General features: G+C 59.9%; 22 protein-coding genes, 2 pseudogenes and 1 riboswitch. Of the genes and pseudogenes, 7 read left to right on the plus strand and 17 right to left on the minus strand.

Annotated elements, in window-relative coordinates; all coding sequences use genetic code 11:
• Positions 1-9: 9 nt before the first annotated feature.
• The 5 genes and pseudogenes from BLU28_RS13125 to BLU28_RS13145 form a co-directional block, all read right to left on the minus strand.
• Positions 10-208, minus strand: a pseudogene (locus tag BLU28_RS13125) (hypothetical protein); the annotation flags it as partial.
• An 86-nt stretch (positions 209-294) separates the two neighbouring features.
• Positions 295-1,047: an ABC transporter ATP-binding protein gene (locus tag BLU28_RS13130; RefSeq protein ID WP_077986429.1), complete on the minus strand. Its 753-nt coding sequence runs from the start codon at positions 1,045-1,047 to the stop codon at positions 295-297.
• Complete coding sequence (locus tag BLU28_RS13135) at positions 1,041-2,108, minus strand: FecCD family ABC transporter permease (RefSeq protein ID WP_022563579.1); 1,068 nt, start codon at positions 2,106-2,108, stop codon at positions 1,041-1,043. The genes BLU28_RS13130 and BLU28_RS13135 overlap by 7 nt, the downstream gene beginning before the upstream one ends.
• Positions 2,105-3,244 carry an ABC transporter substrate-binding protein gene (locus BLU28_RS13140; RefSeq protein WP_022563578.1) on the minus strand — a complete coding sequence of 380 codons (1,140 nt, stop codon included), beginning with the start codon at positions 3,242-3,244 and terminating at the stop codon, positions 2,105-2,107. Before BLU28_RS13140 ends, BLU28_RS13135 begins: the two co-directional genes overlap by 4 nt.
• Positions 3,245-3,342: 98 nt before the next feature.
• Positions 3,343-4,475 (minus strand): annotated as a pseudogene (locus BLU28_RS13145) (ABC transporter substrate-binding protein).
• Positions 4,476-4,588: 113 nt separating this feature from the next.
• Between BLU28_RS13145 and BLU28_RS13150 the strand changes: the two are divergent.
• Positions 4,589-5,413 (plus strand): class I SAM-dependent methyltransferase, encoded by an 825-nt coding sequence (locus tag BLU28_RS13150; protein ID WP_077986430.1) that lies wholly within the window; start codon positions 4,589-4,591, stop codon positions 5,411-5,413.
• 144 nt (positions 5,414-5,557) lie between these two features.
• On the opposite strand, the gene BLU28_RS13155 is transcribed toward BLU28_RS13150, so the two are convergent.
• The 5 genes from BLU28_RS13155 to BLU28_RS13175 all read right to left on the minus strand — a co-directional run bounded on the left by BLU28_RS13155 (position 5,558) and on the right by BLU28_RS13175 (position 10,245).
• Positions 5,558-6,001 carry a pseudoazurin gene (locus tag BLU28_RS13155; RefSeq protein ID WP_092651316.1) on the minus strand — a complete coding sequence of 148 codons (444 nt, stop codon included), beginning with the start codon at positions 5,999-6,001 and terminating at the stop codon, positions 5,558-5,560.
• Entirely contained in the window at positions 5,998-6,795 is a 798-nt protein-coding gene (locus BLU28_RS13160) for an ABC transporter ATP-binding protein (protein WP_022563574.1), read from the minus strand. The genes BLU28_RS13155 and BLU28_RS13160 overlap by 4 nt, the downstream gene beginning before the upstream one ends.
• Positions 6,792-7,820 carry a FecCD family ABC transporter permease gene (locus BLU28_RS13165; protein ID WP_004438311.1) on the minus strand — a complete coding sequence of 343 codons (1,029 nt, stop codon included), beginning with the start codon at positions 7,818-7,820 and terminating at the stop codon, positions 6,792-6,794. The genes BLU28_RS13160 and BLU28_RS13165 overlap by 4 nt, the downstream gene beginning before the upstream one ends.
• Positions 7,817-8,848, minus strand: a complete 1,032-nt coding sequence (locus BLU28_RS13170; RefSeq protein ID WP_022563572.1) for an ABC transporter substrate-binding protein — start codon at positions 8,846-8,848, stop codon at positions 7,817-7,819. The genes BLU28_RS13165 and BLU28_RS13170 overlap by 4 nt, the downstream gene beginning before the upstream one ends.
• Positions 8,849-9,007: 159 nt before the next feature.
• A riboswitch (cobalamin riboswitch) is annotated at positions 9,008-9,241 on the minus strand.
• A 125-nt stretch (positions 9,242-9,366) separates the two neighbouring features.
• The gene (locus BLU28_RS13175) at positions 9,367-10,245 is read right to left on the minus strand and encodes a GNAT family N-acetyltransferase (protein WP_077986431.1); all 879 of its coding nucleotides are present in this window, start codon (positions 10,243-10,245) and stop codon (positions 9,367-9,369) included.
• A gap of 224 nt (positions 10,246-10,469) precedes the next feature.
• Between BLU28_RS13175 and argE the strand changes: the two genes are divergently transcribed.
• From argE to BLU28_RS13205, 6 genes are all read left to right on the plus strand, one after another.
• Positions 10,470-11,594 (plus strand): acetylornithine deacetylase, encoded by a 1,125-nt coding sequence (argE, locus tag BLU28_RS13180; protein ID WP_022563569.1) that lies wholly within the window; start codon positions 10,470-10,472, stop codon positions 11,592-11,594.
• 21 nt (positions 11,595-11,615) lie between these two features.
• Positions 11,616-12,539, plus strand: a complete 924-nt coding sequence (locus BLU28_RS13185) for a 2-hydroxyacid dehydrogenase (protein ID WP_022563568.1) — start codon at positions 11,616-11,618, stop codon at positions 12,537-12,539.
• Between the two features lie 30 nt (positions 12,540-12,569).
• The gene (locus BLU28_RS13190) at positions 12,570-12,926 is read left to right on the plus strand and encodes a cupin domain-containing protein (RefSeq protein ID WP_022563567.1); all 357 of its coding nucleotides are present in this window, start codon (positions 12,570-12,572) and stop codon (positions 12,924-12,926) included.
• 192 nt (positions 12,927-13,118) lie between these two features.
• Positions 13,119-14,582, plus strand: coding sequence for an aldehyde dehydrogenase family protein (locus BLU28_RS13195; RefSeq protein WP_077986432.1), 1,464 nt, complete (start codon positions 13,119-13,121; stop codon positions 14,580-14,582).
• Positions 14,583-14,595: 13 nt separating this feature from the next.
• A complete protein-coding gene (locus BLU28_RS13200; protein ID WP_048902919.1) occupies positions 14,596-15,639 on the plus strand; it encodes a tartrate dehydrogenase in 1,044 nt (347 codons plus the stop codon).
• A 15-nt stretch (positions 15,640-15,654) separates the two neighbouring features.
• Positions 15,655-17,112 (plus strand): NAD-dependent succinate-semialdehyde dehydrogenase, encoded by a 1,458-nt coding sequence (locus BLU28_RS13205; RefSeq protein ID WP_077986495.1) that lies wholly within the window; start codon positions 15,655-15,657, stop codon positions 17,110-17,112.
• 115 nt (positions 17,113-17,227) lie between these two features.
• Here the strand turns inward: BLU28_RS13205 and BLU28_RS13210 are convergent, their stop codons facing one another.
• From BLU28_RS13210 to BLU28_RS13240, 7 genes are all read right to left on the minus strand, one after another.
• Positions 17,228-17,854: a dual specificity protein phosphatase family protein gene (locus tag BLU28_RS13210; protein ID WP_022563563.1), complete on the minus strand. Its 627-nt coding sequence runs from the start codon at positions 17,852-17,854 to the stop codon at positions 17,228-17,230.
• A 48-nt stretch (positions 17,855-17,902) separates the two neighbouring features.
• A complete protein-coding gene (locus BLU28_RS13215) occupies positions 17,903-18,817 on the minus strand; it encodes an inositol monophosphatase family protein (protein ID WP_175477695.1) in 915 nt (304 codons plus the stop codon).
• Between the two features lie 61 nt (positions 18,818-18,878).
• A complete protein-coding gene (locus BLU28_RS13220; RefSeq protein WP_175477697.1) occupies positions 18,879-19,967 on the minus strand; it encodes an ABC transporter substrate-binding protein in 1,089 nt (362 codons plus the stop codon).
• 83 nt (positions 19,968-20,050) lie between these two features.
• Positions 20,051-21,190, minus strand: coding sequence for an ABC transporter substrate-binding protein (locus tag BLU28_RS13225; RefSeq protein ID WP_077986496.1), 1,140 nt, complete (start codon positions 21,188-21,190; stop codon positions 20,051-20,053).
• Between the two features lie 23 nt (positions 21,191-21,213).
• The gene (locus BLU28_RS13230; protein ID WP_077986434.1) at positions 21,214-22,338 is read right to left on the minus strand and encodes an ABC transporter substrate-binding protein; all 1,125 of its coding nucleotides are present in this window, start codon (positions 22,336-22,338) and stop codon (positions 21,214-21,216) included.
• Positions 22,339-22,371: 33 nt separating this feature from the next.
• Positions 22,372-23,505, minus strand: a complete 1,134-nt coding sequence (locus BLU28_RS13235; RefSeq protein WP_064262947.1) for an ABC transporter ATP-binding protein — start codon at positions 23,503-23,505, stop codon at positions 22,372-22,374.
• Positions 23,505-25,358: an ABC transporter permease gene (locus tag BLU28_RS13240; RefSeq protein ID WP_077986435.1), complete on the minus strand. Its 1,854-nt coding sequence runs from the start codon at positions 25,356-25,358 to the stop codon at positions 23,505-23,507. The genes BLU28_RS13235 and BLU28_RS13240 overlap by 1 nt, the downstream gene beginning before the upstream one ends.
• Positions 25,359-25,703: the final 345 nt, after the last annotated feature.

Raw genomic sequence — 25,703 nt, forward strand, 5'->3', positions numbered from 1 at the left:
GTTTTTCCTTTACGCGGCAAGCGCCGATGCGCTGGCGAAAATGAAGTCCGATGCGTCGAGTACATTGACATCGACCCCGTTCAGCGTGACGGAGACGGACGTGTCTGGCCGAGAGGATAACGGCATTTCCATTATCATCATACCACAACAAATCGTCCACCGATGTTGCGCCCCAGGCGGATACATCGAGGTTGTCCGTACCATCCTCATCATCGAGAATTAGTGCGCCGACGCGGGCCCATGGCCCGAGTTACCAGGGAACCCGGCAATTTTTGCAGCCGGGTTCTTCCATCGTCAGATTGCCCCGTCGACGATGACCATCGGCCTGCCCTTCGAGCAGGGTTCGATACGTGCATCGATGCGATAGATTTCGCGCAGCATGTCGGATGTTATCACCGCTTCCGTGCTGCCGCTCACCACCATTTCGCCCTGTGCAATCACCATCGTCTTCTCGCAATAGCGCAGCGCGTGGTTGAGATCATGCAGCGCAATCAGCACGATCATGCCTGTCTTCTGCGCGAGTTCGGTGACGAAGCCCAGAACCTCGATCTGCCGGTGGAGATCGAGTGCGGAAGTCGGCTCATCCATCAGCAGCACCTCCGGCTTGCGGGCAAGCGCCTGTGCCAGCGAGACCAGCTGGCGCTGGCCGCCTGACAATTCGCCAAGCCCGCGGAAGGCAAGGTCATGGATTTTCAGCGCCTTTAGAATGGCGTCGATCTCGAACAGCTCATGATCCTGAACGCGCCAGCCGCCGCCCTGCTTGGCGGAAAGCAGAACAGATTCATAGACCGTCAGCACCGCGTTTGCGCCGGTGTCCTGCGGCATGTAGCAGATGGCGCGGTCTCCACGGGCGGTATCGGAAAGTTCCACCAGCCCGGGACCGGAGATCAGGCTGGCGATGCGCTTGAAAAGCGTCGACTTGCCGGCGGCATTCGGGCCGATCACCGCCGTCACGCTACCGCTTTCGAGCGTATCGATGCCCACCTTGGAGAGAACCGTGGTGCGCCCATAGGCGGCGCCAACATCCTTCAATGCGAGGGCTACCATGCGCGTCTCCTGTTACCGAAAATAAGCGCGAAAAAGAAAGGTACGCCCACCAGCGCCGTGATGACGCCGATCGGCAGAACAGCGCCCGGGATGAGTATCTTGCTGATGACCGAGGTTGCAGACAACAGCAATGCTCCGCAGATCACCGAACCCGGCAGGAAGAAGCGCTGATCTTCACCCACCAGCATGCGGGCGATGTGCGGCCCCACCAGCCCGACAAAACCGATTGTGCCGACGAAAGAAACCGGAATGGCGGCCAGCAGGCTGACCGTCAGCATCGTCTGCAGCCGCAGACGGCGCACATTGATGCCCATGCTGGCCGCCTTGTCATCGCCAAGCCTGAGCGCCGTCAGCGCCCAGGCATTGCGCATGAACATCGGCACGGTAACGAGAAGAATGGCGGCGGTGACATAGACCTTGTCCCAGGTCGCCTTCGTCAGGCTGCCCATGGTCCAGAAGACGACGGCGGCAAGCGCCTGTTCGGAAGCGAGGTATTCAAGCAGCGACAGCGCCGCATTGAAGGTAAAGACCAGTGCGATGCCAAGCAGCACGATCGTTTCAACCGTCACACCGCGAAGGGTCGACGCGAAATGGATGAAAAGGGCCGCAACCATTGCCATGATGAAGGCATTGATCGGCACCATGTAGTGCACGGCGCCCGGAAAGATCGCCACCCCGCCGACGAGCGCCAGCGCCGCACCGAAGCTTGCGGCGGCCGAGATGCCGAGCGTGAACGGACTGGCGAGCGGGTTCGACAGGATGGTCTGCATCTGAGCGCCCGCCACCGAAAGCGACGCGCCCACGGTGACCGCCATCAGCGCGATCGGCATGCGGATGTCCCAGATGACCACACGCAGCTGGTTTCCCACCGCAGCCGGATCGGCGATGGTCGCAAGCACTTCGGAGAAGGTGTAGCGAGCCGGACCGAGCGCCATGTCTGCGGCCATGCTGAAACACAGGGCGATGAAAAGCCCGAAGAGGATGACGATCCTGCGCGCGGCAAGGGCGCGATATTGATCGCGCCCGCTGACGCCAACGGCGCTTTCATTCAGCGAACTCATTGGTTCAAACCTTTTTCGAGCGAGGCGAAATAGCCGGGCTTGTAGGTGACGGGAAGGAATTTCCGGTGAAACTCCTCGAAATTCTTTTCCGGATCGAGATCGGCGAAGAGGTTCGGGTGAAACCACTTGGCGAATTGCTGGATCGGGAAAAACTCGTAAGGCGCACCATAGAACTGGTGCCAGACGGCGTGCACGTTGCCTTGCTTGACGGCCGTCAGTTCCGGAAACGGCGTGCGCTTCATCAGGTTGGCCAGCCGCTCACGGGAAAGAGCCATATCCGCACCGCGTCCTACGGGAACGAACTGATTGATGTCGGATTCAGCCGCCCAGTTCGAACCTGTGACAATCACGTGCTCGGGATCGGCAACGACGAGTTGTTCGGGATTGAGGTCGCCAAAGGTCGTCTTGATGATGCCATCCGCAATATTGCGACCACCGGCGAGATCGACCATGGCACCGAAATTGGCCGGGCCAAAAGTGCGGCAGCAGTTGTTTTCACCAGAAATGCCGGGCGAACGCTCAATGAAGACGTTAGGGCGCTTCAAGTCCTTGACGCTGGCGAGCCGGTCGGTCACACGGGCGATTTCGGCACGGCGATAGGCGATGAACTCCTCCGCACGCTCTTCGGCGCCGAAGAGTTTGCCGAGGATTTCGACTGAGGCCTCACTGTTCTTTTCGGGATCGATGCGAAAATCGAGATAGACGACCTTGATACCGGCAGCTTCGGCTTTTTCTTCGAAACCGCTTTCCTTGGCTGATTTCTCCGCTTCGAGATTGAGTGTGATGACATCAGGCGAAAGCGTGATGGCCGACTCGAGGCTGAAATCCCCCTGTGGCACGTAACCGAAGCGCGGCAGTTTCTCGATCTCGGGGAAACGCTCGACGTAGGCGGCGTAGCTGTCCGGGTCCTTCTTGAGCAGGTCGTCACGCCAGCCAACAATAGTATCGAAAGTCTGGTCGCCCTTCAGCGCCGCGATGACGTGAACCTGGCGCGCCTCGCCAACGATGACACGCTTGGCCGGCAGGTCCAGCTCGATCTTGCGTCCGGTGACATCGATGATCTCCCCCGCATGAGCCGCGACGGCGAGAAGGGAGAAGGCCAGCATCGCAAGATGCCTGAGGGCGTTGAGCCGCATGAGAAGGTCCTCATCAAGTTCAAAACAAAACGATGAAGCCGCGTGGCTGCGGCTTCATCCATCGAGTGGACCGGCGCTCCTCCTTCACCGTCCCTGTCTTATTTCGCATCCTTGAGCGAAACGAAGTAGCCGGGCTTGTAGTCAAGCGGCAGGAAGCGGGCGTGAAGTTCCTTGAACGTGGCTTCGGGATCGAGATCCTTGAAGAGATCAGGGTGCAGCCACTTGGCGATTTCCTGAATGGCCACGAACTGATAGGGATTGTTATAGAACTGGTGCCAGATGGCGTGGACATTGCCATCCTTCACGGCCTGGACGCCTGTGAAAGCCGGGCGTTTGGTCAGGTTTTCCAGCTTGCGACGGGCCTCCTTCACATCCCGCCGTAACCGACGCCGACCCAGTTGCCGCCGGGAACATAACCGTTCCAGTTGCCGCCGGTGATGATGATCTGCTCCGGGTTGGAAGCGATGATCTGCTCAGGATTGACGGTGCCGAAGGTGCCCGGAATAATATCCTTGGCCAAGTTGATGCCGCCCGCCAGCTCCACCATCTTGCCAAAATTCTCGTTGCCGAAAGACATGCAGCAATCGTCGGAGTAACCGCCGGCACGCTCCATGAACACTACAGGTTTCTTTGGATTTGCCTTTTCAAGCGTGTCCGTTACCTTCGCGATGGATTCCGCCCGGAACGTGATGAAGTCTTCCGCGATTTTTTCCTTGCCGATCAGCTTGCCCATCAGACGCATGCTCGGCTCGGTGTTTTCCATCGGCTTTTCGCGGAAGTCGACATAGACCAGCGGAATGCCGACCTTTGCGAGCTTTTCGATGTAACCTGCCTCTTCGGTCGCCGTCTTCGCGTCGATGTTCATCAGAATAACGTCGGGCTTCAGGGCAACGGCCTGCTCGACATCGAAGGTGCCATCCTTCATGCCGCCGAAAGTCGGCAGCTTGGCGATATCGGGGTATTTGGCGAGATAGGCGTCGTAGGTTTCCGGATCGGCCTTCGACAGATCGTCACGCCAGCCGACCACGTGCTGGAAAGGGTTTTCCTTGTCGAGCGCCGCCAGGAAGTAAATTTGCCGGCCTTCGCCGAGAATGACGTGCGAAACGGGAACGTTGACTTCGACATCCCGGCCGGTCACATCCTTGACGGTGACCTTTTCGGCCAATGCCGGCCATGCCGCAGATACGAGAAGGCCAAGGGCAAATGCCGCAGATTTGGCTGAGATGCGCATCGGATATTGCTCTCCAGTGTTGACTGGCGCGGCTGTATTATTTTCTGACTGTACTAGTCAACATTTATGTTTTAGAGCCATTCTTAACTGACCGGTACATGAGCTGAAGACCAATGATCGACACCATAGAATATGGCAAAAACGACAGCCTGAGAGACGAAATCAAAGCCTACTGGTCCGGCCGCGCCGCGACTTTCGACCTGTCCCCCGGCCATGAAATTTTCTCCGAAGAGGAGCGAGAGGCGTGGCACGCGCTGATCTTGAAACATCTTGGTCCGGGTGAGGGGCGCAGCGCGCTCGATCTTGCCAGCGGCACCGGCGTCATCTCTCATCTCATGGACGATCTGGGATTTCAGGTTACCGGCATGGACTGGTCCGAAACAATGCTGGCGCTTGCCCGTGAAAAAGCAAAAAGCCGTGGGCGTAGCATCCGTTTCTTCGTCGGCGATGCCGAAAACACGATGGAGCCGGATGAGAGCGCCGATGTCATCATCACCCGCCATCTGGTCTGGACGCTGGTCGATCCGCGGGCAAGTTTCGCGGAGTGGTTCCGAGTGCTGAAACCGGGTGGACGCCTGCTGATCGTGGATGGCGATTTCGTGAATACCAGCTGGCGCGAAAAACTGGTAAAGAAACTTGCGGCAGGTCTCGAAGGCTTGGGATTGGTCAAACAGGATCAGCCGCACAAGCCAGCTGATCCGGAAAACACCTTCACCAGCATCCTGTCGCGTGTCTATTTTTCAAACGGTGCGAGAGCCGGCGAAGTTGCAGCGCTTCTGCGACAGACGGGTTTCCAACCTGTTGCAATCGATCAGGAACTCCAGGCCATTCACCGCGCCCAGGCGAAAAATTTCAGCCTGCTGAAAGGTATACTCCGGGGGCTGCAGCATCGTTATGCAGTCTGCGCGGTGAAGCCGGACATCACAGGCAAAACCTGAGGCTCCGTCTGTGTCCTCAGGCCAGATCGAAAGATCTAGAACGTCAAGTCCCTGACCGTAGAAGACGGTCTTCTGATGACAAATGCGCAACGGTGACTGGGGGGCGGATCATTCCCTGCCCTGTTGCACGGACTGACCGGCACCTCATTTTTCCGCGCGCTCGAAAAGTTCCTCGAAGCGCGGTTTTGCCCGAGCCGGCATATCGACCGTCCGGTAGCTCTGCGGCAGGGTCGCATCGCCGACCTTGATCAGCATGACCATGCCCATGCCATAATGCGGTGAACATTTGATACCGTAGAAACCCGGCTTGTCGAAACCGGTCTCGAGTTCATCATTGATCCGGCTTTTGAAACCTTCCACACCTTCAGGAACCATCCCCTCAACGGTCGCGGCATTGTGACTCTTGTGGGTCGGCACGAAGCGCACGCGATCACCGGCGGTGATCTCCAGAAAATCGGGCTCGAACACCATTGGGCCCTTCTCGCCCCTGTTCAGCATTTTCACCTCGAAGGTTTCTGCCGAGGCATGTGCGGATAAACCCGACCCCATGAGGAGGGCAACTCTTGCAAGCCTCAGCAATTTCATCATGCCATGACCTTTCTTGCATGATCGGCCCGTCCGTGGGCCGGCAGAAAACGAATGTGCGAAAAGCCGCTTCCATCAACCATCACAACGCATTCCACTCCGAAGACGGACGCTATCGTTGCCGGCGTCAGGACTTCGCGCGGCGCGCCGATGGCGATGATCTCACCGCGATGCATAATGGCGACGCGGTCGCAGAACATGGCGGCGTGATTGAGATCATGAAGGGCCGCCACAACGGTCAATCCCTGCCGGCGCACCAGATCGAGCAAGCCGATCTGGTGGCCGATGTCGAGGTGATTGGTAGGCTCGTCCAGCAGCAGAATATCGGGCTCCTGCGCCAATGCGCGGGCGATATGCAGTCGCTGGCGCTCACCACCGGAAAGGTGGTGCCAGCTGCGCTCCGCCTTGTCGGCCATGTCGACATTATCGAGCGCGGCCTCGACGATCGTGTCGTCATGCACAGACCACGCCGAAAGTGGACCGAGATAGGGCGTGCGCCCCAATTCCACCGCCTGTCGTGCCGTGATGCGCTCGGTGGTTTCGGCCTGCTGCTCCACAAAAGCCAGCCGGCGAGCGAGTTCACGCCGTCCGAGGGAGGCGAGCGGATCGCCGCCGAGCATAACGTGACCGTAGCGCGGCTTGCGGATGCCGGCCAGCATGGAGAGCAGCGTGCTTTTACCGGACCCATTCGGGCCGATTATGCCGAGAAACTCTCCGGAGCCGACATCGAGCGAGACACCGCGTACGATGTCGATATTGCCTGCGCGAAATTTCAGGTCATGAGCGGATAGCTTCACGAACGTCCCCTCTTCTGTCCGAGGATGAAGGCGAAGGCGGGCGCGCCGACAAGCGCGGTGATAACGCCGATGGGCAGCACCTGCCCGGGAATGACAATGCGGGAGAAAATATCGGCGATGATCATGAATACTGCACCGGTCAATGCTGTCACCGGCAGCAGCAGTCCATGGCGGACGCCGACGAAGATGCGTGCCGCATGGGGAATAACGAGGCCGACAAAGCCGATGGACCCGACCAGCGAGACCATCACCGCCGTCATGATCGCCGAAACCGAGATCAGTACTGCATAGGTCCGCCGCACCGGAATGCCGAGCGAGGCGGCCGCCTGCCCGCCGAAGGCGAAAGCATCAAGCGCCCGGGCGTGCCAGAGGCAAACCGCAAGACCGGCAACACTGACCGGCAGGGCCAGCCACACATCCGGCCAGCGCACGCCCGAGAGGTTCCCCAGCAGCCAGAACATGATACCGCGCGCCTGTTCGGCATTGGCGGATTTGGTGACGATGAAGGACGTCATGGCATTGAACAGTTGCGAACCGGCCACCCCGGCCAGGATGATGGCACTGTTGCCGTGCCCTGCACGCACCGCCAGAAGACTGACAAGCGAGAATGCGACGAAGGCACCGATCAGTGCCCCCGCCGGCATTGTCAGAAAGCCCGCCCCAAAGCCGAGAAGGGCCACGCCCACCGCTCCGGTGGAGGCGCCCGCGGAAATACCGAGGATATAGGGGTCGGCAAGCGGGTTGCGCAGCAGCGATTGCAGAACCGCGCCGGCAAGCGCCAGTGAAGCCCCGCAGCAGGCGGCCACGACGGCGCGGCTGAGACGATAGCTCCACACAATTCCCTCATCCAGCGGCTCCAGCGGATAACCGGCGTCAAACACCCGGTTGGCGATGGTTTTCGCCACCACATCGAATGGAATGGCGGTTTCGCCGATGGCCGCCCCGGCCATCAGCGCGCCGAGCAGCAGGGCGAGCGCGGCAAAAACCAGCCCTCCTCTGCCGAGATGGATTGAAAACCCGCTCACTTGGCGAGACCGGCAGCCGAAATTGCCTCAGCCAGCGTTTCAATGCCTTCGATCGTCCGGATGGTCGGGTTCATCGCCTGGGCATCCATCTCGAAGACGTGACCTTCCTTGACAGCTGGCATGATGCTGGCCACGGGATCGGTGGCGAGGAATTTCTGCTTGACGGCGATGTCGTCAGCCGGGAAACGGCGGCGGTCCATCTTTCCGGCCACAATCACCGAGGGATTGGCCTTGGCGATGGTTTCCCAACCGACCGTTGGCCATTCTTCGTCGCTCTCGATCACATTCTTCAGGCCGAGCGCCGACATGATGTAGCCGGGCGCGCCGTTGCGGCCCGCCACATAGGGATCGATATCCAGTTCCGCGCTGGAGAACCAGAAGACGGCGGAAAGCTTGCCGTTTGCGGAAGCAATCTTTGCGCGGGCAGCCTCTTCCCGTTTCTTGAGATCATTGACCACTTCTTCGCCGCGATCCTGGACGTTGAAAATCTGCGCAAGGTCGCGGATTTCCTGATAGATCAAATCCATTGTGAAGCCGGTCTTGCGCACGCCGTCGCCGCCCCCGGAATTGTCCTTGCCCACGCAATCTGCCGGCGAGGTGTAAACAGGAATGCCGAGTTCGGCGAATTGCGCCGGCGTACCGACAACGCCCTCGGGGCCGATCTGCCACTGGAACTGCGTTGTGACTAGGTCCGGCCTCTTTCCAACGACGGCCTCGAAGCTAGGATCATTGTCGGCCAGCCGCTCCACCCTGGAATTGGCCTCCTCATAGTCCGCAAGGACCGGGCCGATCCACAGGGCCGTGCCAACGACCTTGTCGGCCAGTCCGAGCAGATAAAGAACCTCAGTCGTGCTCTGGCCGACGGAGACGGCGCGGGCGGGCGGCTGCTTGAAGGTGATGTCGTGACCGCAGCTTTTGATTGTCAAGGGATATACGGTTTCCGCGGCATTGGCGGTGGCGGCGGGCAGAACTGCAAGCGCAGCAGCGAGAAAGCCGGCGCGGACCGGCAGGCGTCCAGAATGAAACATGTGTTCTCCAATCGAAATGAAATCGCTTGTTCCAGAGCAGCGGCGTCAGAACGCGCAGCAACCACGGAACGTCTTGTACGGAGAACGGTAACAGGACGCAAACCAAATGTTATGAAATAACATTACAATCTCCTCTTCCGGGCTTCCCCGCCCGTAACGATGGTTTATATTTTGACGGCAGGTCTCCTGACTCACGGATTTGCGCCTTTCATCTGCCTTCCCGCATTCCGGAGAATGCAGTGGCATGACGCCATCGGCGTCACGAGGATGAGCGGCAATCCGCTTACAGTTGCGGGGGCAGCCACGGCATTGGGCGATAATCATCACCCGCACCGTGTTCCCTATTAATCCCTTCGCCTTTCGGCTGCAGGAACCGTCGCTTTCTCACATAAGGGTCAAGGGGCAGTGCGTCAATCATCAAAGCATGTTTCTAGCGCAGCGGAACGCATCGCGTCGAGCGACGCCCGAAACAGGACCACCACATAATCAGTCGAATTGAGGCGGTTCAAAACTGCGCTTCAGCACAGCGATGGACCCGCAAGTGCGAAAATCCTCGCCGGACCCGAACCCGCAGGCTGCGGCGCCTGTTTCGACATGGTGGTAAGAGTTTCGATCACGACCAGGCCGGATTGAGTCAGAAAATCGGTCAATACGCCCTGGTCTTGCACGGCATCCAGACGGACGAGCTGATCGTCCAGATCGGCAAAATGCCGGCTCACCAGCGCGACCGCATCTTTCTCCTCAACTGCGACGACCGGACCGACGATGTGACCTCGCCCGGCCGCCCGGCGCAGCGCGAAAGCCACCAGACGATCGACCTCGAAAAGGCCATAGCCAGTATTGTCGCGCAGAAGGCGTTGCAGCACGCCCCGCCTCGATACGCCCAAAGCCACCCGGTCAATCGTCACGACCGCCGACAAATGATCTTCCGAGAGGGGCTCGATCCGTTGCTTTCTGCCAAGCCCCGGTGTCTGCACGGGGGAGCGCGCCCTGCCCCTGAACAGCTGCACCTTTTCCGCATCTCCGGAAAAGCCTAGCCCTGCAAAAAGACGACGTGAAACGTCGGTGGCGTTCAGCCGCAAAACGGTTGACGGGTATTTTGCCAGAAGCTGCCGCACCAGCCAGGGCGCCACGCCACGCCCCTGCAGACGTGGCGATACGATGACCATGCCGAGCGTCGCGAAACCCTGATCATAGGGAAAGAGCATCGCTGTCGCGACAACACGGTCGATCTCGTCCAGCGCAGCGAGACCGACACCGCATTGCCTCAGGAAACACCATTCATTGGCGTGATTGCGCCATCCGACCGCCATGGAGAGGGCGTGCAGACGATCTGCCTCCACATCGGCAATATCCACGGTCCGCAACTCGAAACTATCGACTTTGAGCAGCTCCATCGCAAACGGCTCTCACTCCCTCCAGCGCGGGGAACCAGCGTTCCCGGCGTCCAAGCCATGACGTCCGAGGATAACGAGCCATGCCAGCACGAATTTTCTGAAAGCACTGGAAGGACACAACAATCTACCGAAATACCTCGCTTTTCAGCAGATAAACGCCTTCGGCCGTTCTAAGCTTTTGCAATGAGCAATGCGGCCATCATAACGGGCCAACGGGGACGACCATGAACGCAATCGAAATCCTTGAGCGTCTCGTCACCTTTCCGTCCGTGGTGGGAACGGCCAATGGCGACATTGCCGGATGGATTGCCGAATATTTGGAAAGCCATGGCGCAAGAGTATCCGTGATTCCGGGGCCGGAGGGAGACCGTGCCAATCTCTTCGCCACCTTCGGACCGGCCGATCGGGCCGGTTACATTCTGTCCGGCCACATGGATGTGGTACCCGCCGGAGAACCGGAATGGTCCTCCGATCCATTCCGGCTGAGAACGGAAAACGACAGGCTTTACGGACGCGGGACGACCGACATGAAAGGTTTTCTGGCAACCGTCCTCGCCGCAGCCCCTGCCTATTCGCGCATGACGCTTCAGCGCCCCGTGCATATCGCCTTTTCCTACGACGAGGAGGCAGGTTGCCGCGGTGTTCCCCATCTCATCGCGCGCCTGCCGGAACTGTGCGCGCCACCGGCGGGCGCCATTATCGGCGAGCCCAGCAATTTGCGTTCCGTGCGTGCCCACAAGGGAAAAGCCGCGGCGCGGGTCAGCATCCGTGGCAGGTCAGGCCATTCTTCACGGCCCGATCAGGGAGTGAACGCCATTCATCTGATGGCAGGCATCATCGCGACGGCGGTGGAGGCGGCAGACGCGTTGACCCGGGGTCCTTTAGAGAAGACCTTCGAGCCGCCCTACTCGTCCCTACAGATCGGTACCGTCAACGGCGGACAGGCGATCAACATCATTCCCGATCATTGCGCCATAGAACTGGAGGCAAGGGCTATTTCAGGTGTCTCGCCAATCGACCTGCTGGAGCCGGTACGACGTAGCGTGGAGGCGCTCACCGCGACAGGTGCCGATATCGAATGGCTGCCGATGAGCGCCTACCCGGCGCTGTCGCTTCCCGCCGAGGCCCCGCTTGCCTCGCTTTTGGAGGAACTGACCGGCACTCCCGGTCTCGCGGCCGTCAGCTATGGCACGGAGGCCGGGCTCTTTCAGGCTGCGGGCATCGACGCCATCATCTGCGGCCCCGGCGATATCGGCCGCGCCCATAAACCGGACGAATTTATAACAGCGGGCGAACTTTCCGCCTGCCAGTCGATGCTGGAAATGCTCGGCCGGCGCTGCACGGCTTGAACCCTCGAGACCACGGATCAGATGACATTTCTCTTTAACTCCGACGCCAGACGCGGCGAAATCTTCCGGCAGGCCCTGGCTGACGAATTGCCGGATCTGCCCTTCGCAATGGATGCCTCCAAGGTCGATCCCGATGCAGTCCGTTACCTCATCACCTGGACGGTGCCGGAAGATATAGCGCGTTATCGTAACCTCGAAATCCTCTTTTCGATCGGGGCCGGTGTGGACCAGTTTCACATCGATACGGTCCCGCAGACGGTGAAAGTCGTACGCATGGTGGATGAGGGGATCATCCGCATGATGCAGGAATATATCTGCCTCGGCGTGCTCGCCCTTCACCGCAATCTCCCCGCCTATCTGAAACAGCAGCGGCAGCAGTTGTGGAAGGCGCTGCCGCAACGGCAGGCAGAAGAATGCCGGATTGGCGTTCTTGGCCTCGGCATGCTGGGCGTCGCAGCGCTAGAGCGGTTAAGAACTTTCGGCTTTCCGCTCGCCGGCTGGAGCCGGTCGCCGCGCGAGATCGATGGCGTCACCTGTCACCATGGCGATGACGGGCTGAAAGCCATGCTCTCCACCAGCGACATCCTCATCTGCCTGCTGCCGCTGACGGACGAGACCACCGGACTTCTCAACGCCCAGCGCCTGAGCCTTTTACCCGATGGCGCGGGACTTGTTCACGCCGGACGTGGCAGACAGCTCGATCACGGCGCACTCCTCGATGCGCTCGATAAAGGCCGGCTCTCGGGTGCAGTGGTCGACGTTACGGATCCCGAACCGTTGCCCGAAGACCATCCTTTCTGGACCCACCCCAAAATTCTCCTGACGCCGCATATCGCCAGCGTCACTCAGCCCCATTCCGCGGCACGCACCGTTGTCGAAAACATCAAACGCCACGAGTCCGGTCTTCAACCGCTCGGCCTTGTCGACCGCCGCCGCGGATATTGATCATCACGCCTGTTTCAGAAAGGAAAATCCATGCCGCTTCTCAAGCCCATCGATACCAACCCCGATTTCGAGCCCAAGGCCTCCAAGGCGCTGCCAGAACGCCTCATTGCAGGCGACCCGTCGTTCAAGACCTGGGCGCTTGACGAAGCTCGCGACGGAACCGTGAAGACAGGCATTTGGGAAGCGACACCGGGGGAAAGCCGTTCCATCAAAGGTGAGACCTTCGAGTTCTGCCATATTCTGGCCGGCGTCATCGAAATCACCCCTGATGGCGGCGAACCGCAGCGTTATACGGCGGGCGACAGTTTCGTAATGAAACCCGGTTTCGTCGGCGTCTGGAGGACCATTGAGACGGTGCGCAAAATCTACGTCACAGTGAACGGATGAGGCGTATCTCGCCGGTTTTCCAGGTTGCCGGCGATGACGGGAACCGGCGAGAGGCCGCAGACAGCACGCACCAAAGATTGCGCTGTCTGGCAACGTTAAAACGAGATTTTCGTTCACTGCCACGGCTGCAGTCGGTCGATTTCGCTTGCCGACAGGAATTAGCTTTGAGGGCATATTCAAAGGGGATTTCCCATGACGCTCAGCTTCGATCCAGACAGCCTGTCCCTGCCAATCGGCCACTTCATCGGCAACCGGCTCGTCACCGCTGAAAACGGTATCGACATGCACCGCCCATCGGACGGGGCCCCATATGCCGGGTGCCCCAAGGCGGATGCAGCCCTGGTGGATGAAGCGGTGCAAACTGCCAAGGCCGCACTGAAAAACAGCAACTGGGGCGGGGTGCGCCCGCGCGAGCGCACCCGGGTCCTGCAACGCTGGGCTGACCTGATAGAGCAGGAAGCCGAGACGCTGGCAAAGATCGAGGCGCTGTCCTCGACCCGGCCGGTGGGCCAACTGATCGCCGGCGATATCGCCGTGACCGCCGAGCAAATCCGCTTCTTCGCCGAATTCGCCGACAAGGAAGGCGGCGATCTGGTGCCGACCGACGACACGAGCCTCGGCATGATCATGACGGAGCCCTATGGCGTGGTGGGTGCGATTACACCGTGGAATTTTCCGGTGTCCATGGCTGGCTGGAAGCTCGGCCCGGCGCTTGCGGCAGGCAATGCCGTGGTGCTGAAACCTTCGGAGATGACGCCCTTTTCCAGTATTTTCATGGCGCAGCTGGCGATCAAGGCCGGGTTACCGGCCGGCCTCATCAACATCGTACTGGGCGACGGTCCCGTCACGGGCAACGCCATCACCGGCCATCCCGAGATTTCCAAGGTGAGCTTCACCGGCTCCACCGCCGCGGGAGCCGCCATCATGGCCAATATCGCCCGTACAGGGATCAAGCCCATGACGCTGGAACTTGGTGGCAAGAGCCCACAGATTGTCTTCGCCGATGCGGATATCGAAAAAGCGGCGACGGCCATCGCCGGCAATATTCTCTCCAATGCCGGGCAGGCCTGTGTGGCCGGCTCGCGCATCCTCGTGGAGGACAGTGCGGCAGATGCCCTCTCCGCCGCAATCATCGCCCGCATGAAGGCGGTGAAGCCCGGGCCCACCTGGGACGAGACAACGCAATATTCGCCTATTATCTCCGAGGTGCAGCGCAAGCGCATCGACGGTATCGTGCAGGCGGCGGTCTCCCATGGCGGCCAATGCCTCACCGGCGGCGCGATCATGGACGGCCCCGGCTATTTCTACCAGCCGACACTGATCGCAAACGTCGACCAGACCTCCCCCGCCGTGACCGAGGAAATCTTCGGGCCGGTGCTGACGCTGCAGACCTTCCGCACGGAAGAGGAGGCTCTTTCGCTTTCCGATCATCCGACCTACGGTCTGGCGGCGGGTCTTTTCAGCCGTGACGTCTCACGCGTCATGCGCCTGTCCCGCGCCATCCAGGCGGGTACGATCTGGGTCAACCGTTACGGCCGCTCGCGCGACCACATTCTGCCTACCGGCGGCTACAAACGTTCCGGCATTGGCAAGGATCTCGGACGGGAAGCCTATCTCGCCAACCGCAAGAGCAAGAGCGTCCTGATTGGACTGTGACAGGGGAAATTTCTTGAAAACGCATCGCATCGCACTCATTCCCGGCGACGGCATCGGCAAGAGCGTCACTCATGCCGCATGGCAGGTACTCAATGCCGCCGCCAGAACCTCCGGTTTTGCGCTTGAAGGAACGGAGTTCCCCTGGTCATGCGCCTTCTATCAGGAAACCGGCGCGATGATGCCCAAGGACGGTATTGAGACCCTGCGCGGTTTCGACGCCATACTCCTCGGGGCCGTAGGCTGGCCGGCCGAAGTTCCGGATTCGGTATCTCTGCACGGCCTGCTGCTGCCGATCCGCAAGGCCTTCGTGCAATATGCCAATATCCGACCGCACCGATTGCTTCCCGGTGTCGAAGGTCCGTTGAAAGCCGATGGATTCGATATCCTCTGCATTCGCGAAAATACCGAGGGCGAATATTCCGGCGCCGGTGGCCGGGTGCATCAGGGCACGGATGATGAGGTGGCCGTGGAAACCTCGATCTTCACCCGGACGGGCGTGGAGCGCATCCTGCGTTTCGGCTTCGAACAGGCGCAGAAACGTCGCGGCAAGCTGGCCTCCATCACCAAGTCGAATGCCCAGAAATATTCGATGGTGTTCTGGGATGAGGTAACGCACAGGCTCGCCGCCGAATATCCCGGTGTCGAGGTTTCCAGCTACCACATCGACGCCATGGCGGCGCGCATGGTGATGGCGCCGGAAAGCCTCGATGTCGTCGTCGCCTCCAATCTCTTCGGCGATATTCTGACCGATCTGGGCGCGGCCATTCAGGGCGGTCTCGGATTTGCCGCCTCCGCCAATATCAATCCCGACCGCAGCGCGCCCTCCATGTTCGAGCCGGTGCACGGTTCAGCGCCTGACATCGCCCATCTCGGCATCGCGAACCCAATCGCCGCCATCTGGTCGGGGGCGATGATGCTCGAGCATCTCGAGGAAAAGAATGCCGCGGCTCGGATTATGGCCGCACTGGAAACGACGACCGGCCGGGGTATCGGCACCGTGCCGGGCAGGGATGAGACGGACGCCATAACGGCTGCAGTTCTCGCAGCGCTCGACTGATTTCGGAGACAGATGATGCAAGGTTTGAAGGATAGGGATTTCTTTCGCCAGGCCGGCCTGATCGGCGGCGCATGGAAGGCAGCGGCATCGGGCAAGGCGGTCGACGTGATCGACCCGGCAACGCAGGCAGTCATCGGCAGCGTGCCGGATATGGGCGGAGGGGAAACCCGGGCGGCGGTGGAGGCCGCCGATGCGGCCTTCGGCCCCTGGAGAAAAAAGACCCATGCCGAGCGGGCGGCCCTTCTCGAAAAATGGTTCGCCCTGATGATCGAGCATATGGACGATCTTGCGCTGATCCTGACCACGGAACAGGGCAAGCCGCTTGAGGAGGCGAAGGGAGAAATCCGCTATGGCGCATCCTTCGTCAAATGGTTCGCGGAAGAAGCTCGCCGTATTGGCGGCAGCACCATCCCTTCACCGACACCGGACCGGCGCATTGTGGTGCTGAAAGAACCGGTCGGCGTCTGCGGCATCGTCACCCCGTGGAACTTTCCGAACGCGATGATCACGCGCAAGGTTGCACCCGCACTTGCCGCCGGCTGCACCGTCGTCATCAAGCCTTCTGAATTCACGCCCTATTCGGCACTGGCGCTCGGTGTTCTCGCCGAACGGGCCGGTATTCCCGCTGGTGTCATCAACATCGTGACCGGCATGCCGACCGATATCGGCAACGAAATCATGGCGAATGAGACGGTGCGGAAAATTTCCTTCACGGGCTCAACCCGCGTTGGCTCACTCCTGATGCGAGGCGCTGCCGACAGTGTAAAGCGGCTCTCGCTGGAACTGGGCGGCAACGCGCCCTTTATCGTTTTCGACGATGCCGATCTCGATCTGGCCGTGGAAGGCGCGCTCGTTTCGAAGTTCCGCAATGGTGGGCAGACCTGCGTCTGCGCCAACCGCATTCTCGTTCAGGCAGGCGTTTATGACGCCTTTGCAAAAAAACTGGCGGATCGCGTTGATGCCATGCGGGTCGGTCCCGGCACGGAGGCCGGTGTGTCCATCGGCCCAATGATCAATGAGCCGGCCATAGCGAAGATCCGCGCCCATGTGGAAGATGCCGTGGCCAAAGGTGCGAAGATCATCACCAGACCCCGCCCTCTACCGGAAGGTCCGCAATACACCGCCCCCATTGTGCTGACCGGCGCAACGACCGGCATGCGTCTGGCAAGCGAAGAGACCTTCGGCCCGGTCGCTCCCCTCTTCCGTTTTGAGACGGAAGAAGAGGCGATCGCCATCGCCAACGGCACCCCGTTTGGGCTTGCGGCCTACTTCTACACTGAAAGCCTCAGACGCGCCTGGCGCGTGGGTGAAGCGCTGGAATTCGGAATGGTGGGCCTCAACACCGGCGCGATTTCCACTGAGGTCGCCCCTTTTGGCGGCGTCAAGCAATCCGGCCTTGGCCGCGAAGGCGCGCAGGTCGGCATCGAAGAATATCTGGAAATAAAGACGTTCCATATCGGCGGACTTGCCTGATACTTCTTTCCCATCCCCGACTAAAGGGTCGCCCAGCGACCCTTCTTTTTTGCAGATCGACAAAAAACGAGATGCCTGTGCGGAATGGGAAGCGCGGCCCGAATGAGCGCCTTCTTCAGTGGGCCGCGTCGATCATCGCGATCCAGCCGGCAGCCCGGCGGGCGGCTTCGGCCAGGACGGGTTTCGGAGCCTTATACCACTCATTTTCCGGCAGTTCTCGTTTCAGACGAACGAAGCTTATCGCGTCGCCCAGGGCCGGAAACTCCGCTGGCAGTGTAAGATGGAGGAAGAGCGCGACGACGGCGACAGAGCGGGAACGACCGCCCCGGCAATTGATGAGCACATTGCCGCGCTCCCGGCGGGGGTAAGATGGTTTTTCCGGCAGAATCTGCTCCAGCGCCGCCCGCAGAATATAATGGGCTGCCACCATCTGGGTATCAGGATTTCCGGCCCCGTCGATCAGACCGATCTTGTAATATCGGATTTCGCCCGGCCCATAGACGCTGCCTTCATGATCTGAAACCACATCGGACTGTTCCACGAAATTGAAGTCCAGATTGACGGCGCAATTGACGACGGTCGTAATGCCGTTCTGACGCAGAAGATTGAGGTCGCTCGCACCCTCTTTACCCGAAATGAAGAGATCGACACCATAAAGCGGATGCCGTTCATAGATGCGGCTGAGCTTCGGCAGTTCGCCGCTCTCCTGCTCTCGGGCTATGGTCTGTTGCGGTTGCGGCATGTCATGTCTCCCCGGCACCGGTACGGCAGCCATCATATCTTTGCTTTTTCAGTTTTCTGCGGCGGTTGGCCCGTGTTGCACCGACGTCTTGGCGCTGCGGCTTGCGGATATGGCTCGTGCCACCCGCTGCAATGTCGGATAGTTGGCCCCCTCACCCGTGGCTATATAACCCGGGCAAAGGAATTCGGCGGCGCCTTCCGCCACCTTTCCAAGAGTGAGAGGTTCATAGGTGCCGCCGGCATTTTTGAGAATGAGGATGGCGGCTGCCACATCCCAGGCGTTGACGCCGAAACCAGCGGCCGCATCCGTCCAGCCCGCCGCGACGTGAGCAATGCTGAGCGCAGCACTGCCGGGCCGGCGCAATGTAGAAAAGGTCTCAGTAAGAGTACCGAAATTGGCGAGCGCCGCTTCCCGCCCATCCAGCCGGAAATCGCGCGAGACGGGATAGCCGGTGATGAGCGTCGCCCGTGTCTCGTCCGAGACGCTGCGCGAGCGCAGCCTTTCGCCGTTCAGATAAGACGCCTGGACATCGGCCGAAAACATCTGCTCCGCGACAGGGTCATAAACCACGCCGGCAACAACCTTCCCGTCGATAACAGCGGCAATGGACACGCACCAGAAGGCAAGGCCGCGGGCGAAATTTGCCGTGCCGTCGATGGGGTCGACATACCATTGCACCTCACCGCTACCGATCTGGCCGCCCTCCTCACCCATGATGGCCGAGTTGGGTTCCCGTTCGAGAATGATGGTGCGAATGGCGGCCTCTGCGCGCTTGTCGTGGATAGTCACGATATCGTGGAGATCGACCTTGTAGTCCACCGTCATATCCGATCGGAATGCCGCAAGCAGGGGATCGCGCACGGCACGCGCCGCTGTTTCGGCGATCTTCATCAACCGCACGGAGCGGGAAAAAGCGCCCTCATCTCCAGGATTTCGTTCGCTCAATGAGGTCTGCATCGGCATGTCCATTCCGTTCATTCGCAAAAAGGAGGAGGCGGCGCGGCCAGGACCGCGCCAGCCGGGATTACTTCGTGTAGTTGACGCGCCAGAAATCCTGCCACTCCTCGCGCCGATCGAAATCATCGAGACCCGTAGCAGAATTGTATCCCATCAGCCGGTCGGCAACCTTCATCAGCCCCGAAGGCTCATCATCCGGCATCTTGATGTCGGTATTGGTCGGCAGCTTACCGTCCTTCATCTGCGGGGCGATGCCCTCTTCCGTCAGGATATAGTGGATAAAGAGCTTGGCCGTGTTCGGGCTTTTGGTCTTGGAGGCCATCAGGCCGAGCTTGATATAGGTCCAGCCGACCCAGGGATCGAGGTCGGTGCAGAGGCCGAGCTTGTAGCCCTTGTCGGCATTGTCGCGAAATTTGGCTGAACTTAGCAGGCCGAAGAAGGGCTGGTTCTGGCCGGGCGCGCCGACCGCTTCCGCAACAGGGTCGTCGCCATCGGTGGCGAGCGGGCCATTCGCAGCCAGCGCCTTTATCCACGCAGCTGCCGCACTCTTTTCCTCCGTCTCCCTGCCGAAATGAGCCTTATAGGCCGCCGCTATCTTTTCATTACCGTGGGCTTCAAGCTGGTTGAACCAGTCGGTATAGGTGCTCTTGCTGAGCGGATCGACCATGGCGACCTTGCCTTTCCATTTCGGCTCGGTCAGTTCCCAGATATTCGTCACGGGGCATTTGTCATAGGCTTCGGTATTATACGCCCAGACGTTGGCGTTGGTGGAAATGGCCAGTGGGTTTTGAAACTGCGCCGGAATTTTCGAGGTCATGTCGCCCGGCAGGTAATTTTCCACAAAACCCGCCGGCAGAAGCTGGGCAAGTGCAGAGGGCGCATCGGTAATCAACACCACATCCCCCTGCACATTGTTCGACTGGCTTTCGCGGATGATCATCTCCAGCTGGCTATTGGCGGAGACCTTTACGCCCGTCGCCTTCAGCCCGTATTTGGCGCTGAATTTATCCGCCATCTCAACGATCTTGCCGGTGCTGTCATAGATGTTGATCGGCTTCTCCTGCTTTGCCGCCGCAAGGACGGCATCGAGATCGAATGGCTCTTCAGCCGTGGCGGCCAGAGCAGAAGCGCCTATAATCATTGCACCTGCGGCCATGGCCGAGGCAGCCCTCAATTTCATTTTTCGCATCGTTTCCCCTCCCAAGGAAAAGGCAGGCGGGTTTGCACCCCGCCTTCCGTTTATTTTTTGTAGTTCACACGCCAGAAATCCTGCCAGCCTTCGCGCTTGTCGAGATCGTCGGCCGCCGTTGCAGCGTCGAAAGCCATCAGCTCATCGAGATGATCGGCGACCCTCGAAGGCTCATCCGCCGGCAGGGCGATTTTCATATTGCCGGAAAGCTTGCCGTCAGCGGTCTGAGGCGCGATGCCTTCTTCCGTCATCAGATAATGCAGGAAGAGTTTCGCGGCATTCGGGCTTTTCGTTTGCCCGGCAATCAGGCCGAAACCGGGATAGAGGAATCCGGAAAATGGCTTTACACCGCTGCAAAGACCGAGCTTCAGCCCCTTGGCTTCATTGTCACGATACTTCGCGACCGAGGTGATGACGAAGAAAGGATCGGTCTGTCCCGGAGCACCGGCAGCGTCCGCCACCGAACTGGAATCCGTCAAGAGCGGCGCATTTTCGGCAAAGGCTTTCACCCAGGCAGCCGTTGCGCTTTTTTCGCCCGTTTCCAGCTTCTTGCCGTAGAGTTCCTCGTAGGCTTTGGCGACATCGGCATCGTGGTGGGTTTCGATTTGGTTGAACCAGTCGGCATAAAGCGGTTTGTCGAATAGATCGAGCATGGCAAGCTTGCCCTTCCAACGCGGCTCCGTTAGCTGCCAGATGTTGGTGACCGGGCATGTGTCGTATTTCTCGGTATTGTAGGTCCAGACATGCGGGTCTGAGACGACCACGAGCGGATCCCGCAGCTTCTGCGGAATATCGCCTTCGATATCAGGCGGCGTCCAGCTGGTAGCGATACCTGCCGGCAGAAGCTCGCCCATGGCGGAGGCAACATCCGTGGCCACGCTCACATCGCCGACGACATTGCCAGCCCGATGTTCGCGGATCATCAACTCGACCTGCGTCGCCTCGTTCACCTTCTTGCCGCTGGCCTGCACGCCATACTTGGCCGTAAACGCCTGCGCGGTATCCACGATCTTACCGGTCACCGCATAAACCGTAATCGGCATTTCCTTCTTCGCGGCAGCGATGAGCTCATCGAGATTGAAGGCTTCCTGCGCATGCGCGGCCCCGCCAAGTGCCAGCGAGACGCCGAGGCAAAGTGCGGAGGCGGTCCCCCGCCGCCTGCGCTCGTTGCCATTATTATTGCTAGCCATGATCGTCACGAGTTGATCCCCCATTATTTTTTGTAGTTCACACGCCAGAAGTCCTGCCAGGTTTCACGCGCATCCCAGTCTTCAAGACTGGTCGCCATGCTGTAGGGCAGAATGTTATCGAGGACGGCGCCAATACCCGATGGCTCGTCAGCGGGCAGACTTACCTCCCTGTTGGTCGACATTTTGCCGTCGATCGCCTGCGGCGCGATGCCTTCGGCAGTCATGATGTAGTGAATGAAAAGCTTCGCCGCATTCGGGCTGTTCGTGCCCTTGGTGATCAGCCCGACGCCCGGATAGAGCCAGCCGAACCAGGGTTTCAGCTCCTTGCAGAGGCCGAGTTTCGTGCCCTTCTCGGCATTGTCACGGAACTTGGCCGAGCTGATGAGGCCCATGAAGGGTTCTTTCTGACCGGGAGCACCAACGGCTTCGGCAGCAGCCGCATCGGCGTCGGTCAGAAGCGGAGCATTGGCGGCAAGCGCCTTCACCCAGGCTGCCGTCGCGCTCTTTTCCCCGGTTTCGAGGTCCTTGCCGTAAAGCGCCTTATAGGCCGCTTTCACTTCACCATCGCCGTGGCTGGCCATCTGGTTGAACCAGTCGACATAGGATGCCTTGCCGAGCGGATCCTGCATCGCCACCTTCCCCTTCCACTTCGGGTCGGTCAGTTCCCAGATATTGGAAACGGGGCATTTGTCGAAGAGTTCGCTATTATAAGCCCAGACATTGGCGCTGGTGACGACGGTCAGCGGGTCCTGATACTCCGGCGGAATATTGCCGGCCATATCCGGCGGCAGCCAGCTTTCGACAAAACCGAGCGGAATAAGCTGCGCCATCGCGGCCGGCGCATCGCTGATGATCGAGACGTCACCCTGAATATTGTTGGCGCGCGCCTCGCGGATGATCATCTCCAGCTGGGCGGAGGCCTTCACCTTCGCGCCCTCAGCGCCGACACCGTATTTCGCGGCGAAGTTCTTCGCCATTTCAACGATCTTTCCCGTGCTGTCATAGACGGTGATCGGTTTTTCCTTTTTCGCCACCTCGATCAGGGCATTGAGGTCGAAAGGCTCTCCCGCTTTCGCCACGCCGCCAAGCGTTGCGGCAATCGCCGTTGCGCATAAGAGCCGGCTCAGGCCCGCTGTTGTCCGCTTCATCCTGCTTCTCCTTCAGCCGTCTCGGCGGCGTTTTCAGTTGTAGGTGCTGTGGCGCAGAACGGCGTCCGCCTCGGTGATCCTCTGCCCCCTGGCATCGAAGGCGTGAAGGGCTTCAGGCGGCACGTGAAAGGACACGCGGTCGCCGCTGTCGATACGCGGCAGGGAGTGGGTGGTCAGGAACAGCGTGTGGTTCTCGCTTCTGAGTTCGAGAATCCAGCTGCCGCCGGTCGGCAGCACGCCGGTCACCGTCATCTCGCCGGCGAAGCTGCCTTGCGGCACATCCTCGGACTTCATCACATAACCCATGGCTTCCGGCCGCATGCCGATCGAGGCAATGCCGCGCAGTTGCGGATAACGGGTTGCGAAATAGGCTTCCGCCCTGTCCGCTATGTCCGACACCCCGGGCTGGCCGAAAGTCAGTATGTTGATCGGCGGGCTGCCGACGAATTCGGCGACGAAACGATTGGCCGGACGGTCGTAGATATCGTTCGGCGTGCCCATCTGCTGCAGCGTGCCTTCGTTCATGACGGCAATGGTGGTGGCAAGTGTCATGGCTTCCCACTGGTCATGCGTCACGAAGACGATGGTCGTCTTGAATTCCTTGTGCAGCCGCTTCAGCTCGGCGCGCATTTCAAGCCGCAGCCGGGCATCCAGATTGGAGAGCGGCTCATCGAGAAGCAGAACGCCCGGATTGACGGCGAGCATGCGGGCAAGCGCCACACGCTGCTGCTGACCACCGGAAAGCTGCGACGGATAGCGGTCGCGATATTTGGCGATGTCGAGCGCCTGCATGACGCGCTCGACACGGGCTTCACGCTCGGCCTTCGGCAGCTTGCGCAGGCGCAGGCCGAAATCGGTATTGCGCTCGATGGTCAGATGCGGCCATAGCGCGTAGCTCTGGAAAACAAGGCCCATTTCACGTTTTTCCGGCGGCACGAAAATGCCTTCGGTCACGGAGTCGATCACCCGGTCGCCGACGCGGATCTCTCCGCCCGAGAGGTTTTCGAGGCCAGCTATCATGCGAAGCGTGGTGGTCTTGCCGCAGCCGGAAGGCCCGAGCAGGCACATGAACTCGCCGTCGCGGATTTCGAGATCGAGATCGGAAACCGCATTCGCGGAATTCACGCCGTAGTTTTTCTGCGCACCGCGCAGGTTGATGGTAGGCATCAGCTTCCAAGTCCTTCTGCAAGATTTGTGCGGGTCAGCTTCTGGGCCAACAGCGTGCCGAAATAGGCAATGGCGGCGATGATCAGCACCACGGCGTTGGCAGCCTGCGTGTAGTGGTAGTCGACCAGCCGCAGCGAATAGGTGGTCAGAACGTCCGTGCTCGGCACGGCGAGGATAACGAAGAGGCTGAGACCCTTGATGCCCGAAATGAAGGGCAGGAGAACCCCGGTCACCAGCGACCCTTTCTGGATCGGGATGACGATCGAGATCATGCGGCGGAACCAGCCTGCACCGGCGATCTGGGCAGCCTCTTCCGGGTCCTTTCCAAGCTGCGTCATGGCGGAAATGCCGGCTCGCGAAGCGTAGGGCATCTGGTCAGCGATCAGCGCCAGGATGAGGATCGTCACCGTGCCATAGAGCGCCGGCATCGGCCCACGCGGAACGGCAAAGAGCGACAGATAGGCGGCGGCAAAGGCAATGCCGGGCACGAGATAGGGCAGGAACGTCACCTGTCGCAGGTAGACGGACAGGGCACGCACCGGCGTGCGGATGACGACATAACCAACGAGCAGGCCAAGAATGCCCGATGTGAGCGAGGCAAGCCCGACGATCATCATCGTGTTTTTTGCGGCAGCCCATAGGTCGGGGCTCAGGAGCACGCCGGTCTGCAAGGCGACGGTGTTGAGGTTGCTGCCAATCCAGTAATCGAGGGTGAAGTTGTCGAACGTGAAGCGGGCCGGCATTTTCATGACCGTCGAGAGCGCCAGGGTCAGAAGCGGCAGGCCGACACTGAGAACGAAGATGGCAGCCGCGAAGCCCGTCGCCGGAAGCCGCATCTTGCCGAGACGGCTCTGCCTGTTCATCGAGCCTTTCGAACCAATGGTCACGAAACGGCGGGCTTCGCGAACGAGGCGGGCGTCGATCATGAGCGTGATGATGCCGATGAGCATTATCGAGGCCGCGACGACACCGGCAACGCCCGTCTGGCGCGACGCAATGCTGCGGAACAGCGATGTGGAGAGAACCTCGAACTTCACGGGCAGCCCGAGAACATAGGGCACGCCGAACTCGCCAAGGCATTTCGCAAAGATCAGCACCATCGAGGACAATAGCGCCGGGCGCATCAGCGGCAGGATAACCTGCAAGGCGACCTGATAACGATGGGCACCGAGAATGCGGGCGGAATCTTCAAGCTGCGAGTCGAAGCGGCGAAGCGCCGAGCCGAACAGCAGGATGACGAAAGGCGTGTAATGCAGGGCAAGGATTATGGTGATCGGGAAGCGCCCGTAAGCCACCCAATCCGGCGGCGTGAGGCCTATCGCCTCGAACCAGCCGGGCTGGCCGCCAACGGTGCGATTTTTAAACAACGTCGTCCAGGCGAGCGCGAAGGTCCAGGCCGGCAGCATATAGGGCACGATCAAGGCCGTGGCGAACCAGCGGCGGCCGAACATGTCCGTTCTGCTGATAAGCCAGGCAAGAACGGTGCCGATGACGAGCGAAAGTGCAATCGCCCCGAATGCGACGGTCAACGTATTGAAGAGCGGACGCCAGAAAAGATCCGATGCGACGGGCGAAAAAAACGCCCTGTCGAGATAATAAAGCGTGAGATCGCCGACATCCTTGCCGAGGCGCCGTTCGTGGCCGAACTGGACGCGGACGGCATCGAGAATGATCGAAATGATCGGAACGACGATCAGATAGGTGAAAAGCAGAGCCGTCAGAACGCCGATCAGCGTCGTCGGCTCCCTGAGTGCGACCCTGAGACGATACCGCCAGGCCTGCCATGCCGAAGGCGCGGTCGTCGGGGGACTTCCCAGCGCCTCCGCCTTCGTCGATTCGCTTAAAAGAGCCATTCTCTCTCCCCATATGGCCACGCTTTGCCCTCACGCGCCGGCAAAAACCTGCCTTCGCGCGACCCGTCGAACAGGCGGCGCGTGCGTAACCTTCAGCAATGCATCAGTGCTTCAGAAGCGGGCGATTCACCCACTCACAACGATGATCCCAGCTCCTCCCGAAAACATCGCCGGCAAAGCGATTATGGAATAAAAATTCCATATCTCACTCTACCTTGGAATGCATGATCCGTCTTAAAAGACATTTTGTCAATGAAAAAATGCACACGTGATCATTAAGTTATTTATCTGTTTTCAAACGTGTTTTTGTCACAAAACTGTAATTTTTGAACGGCGCCGGGCAGG

This window comes from Agrobacterium pusense (genome assembly GCF_900102105.1).
GTDB lineage: Bacteria > Pseudomonadota > Alphaproteobacteria > Rhizobiales > Rhizobiaceae > Agrobacterium > Agrobacterium pusense.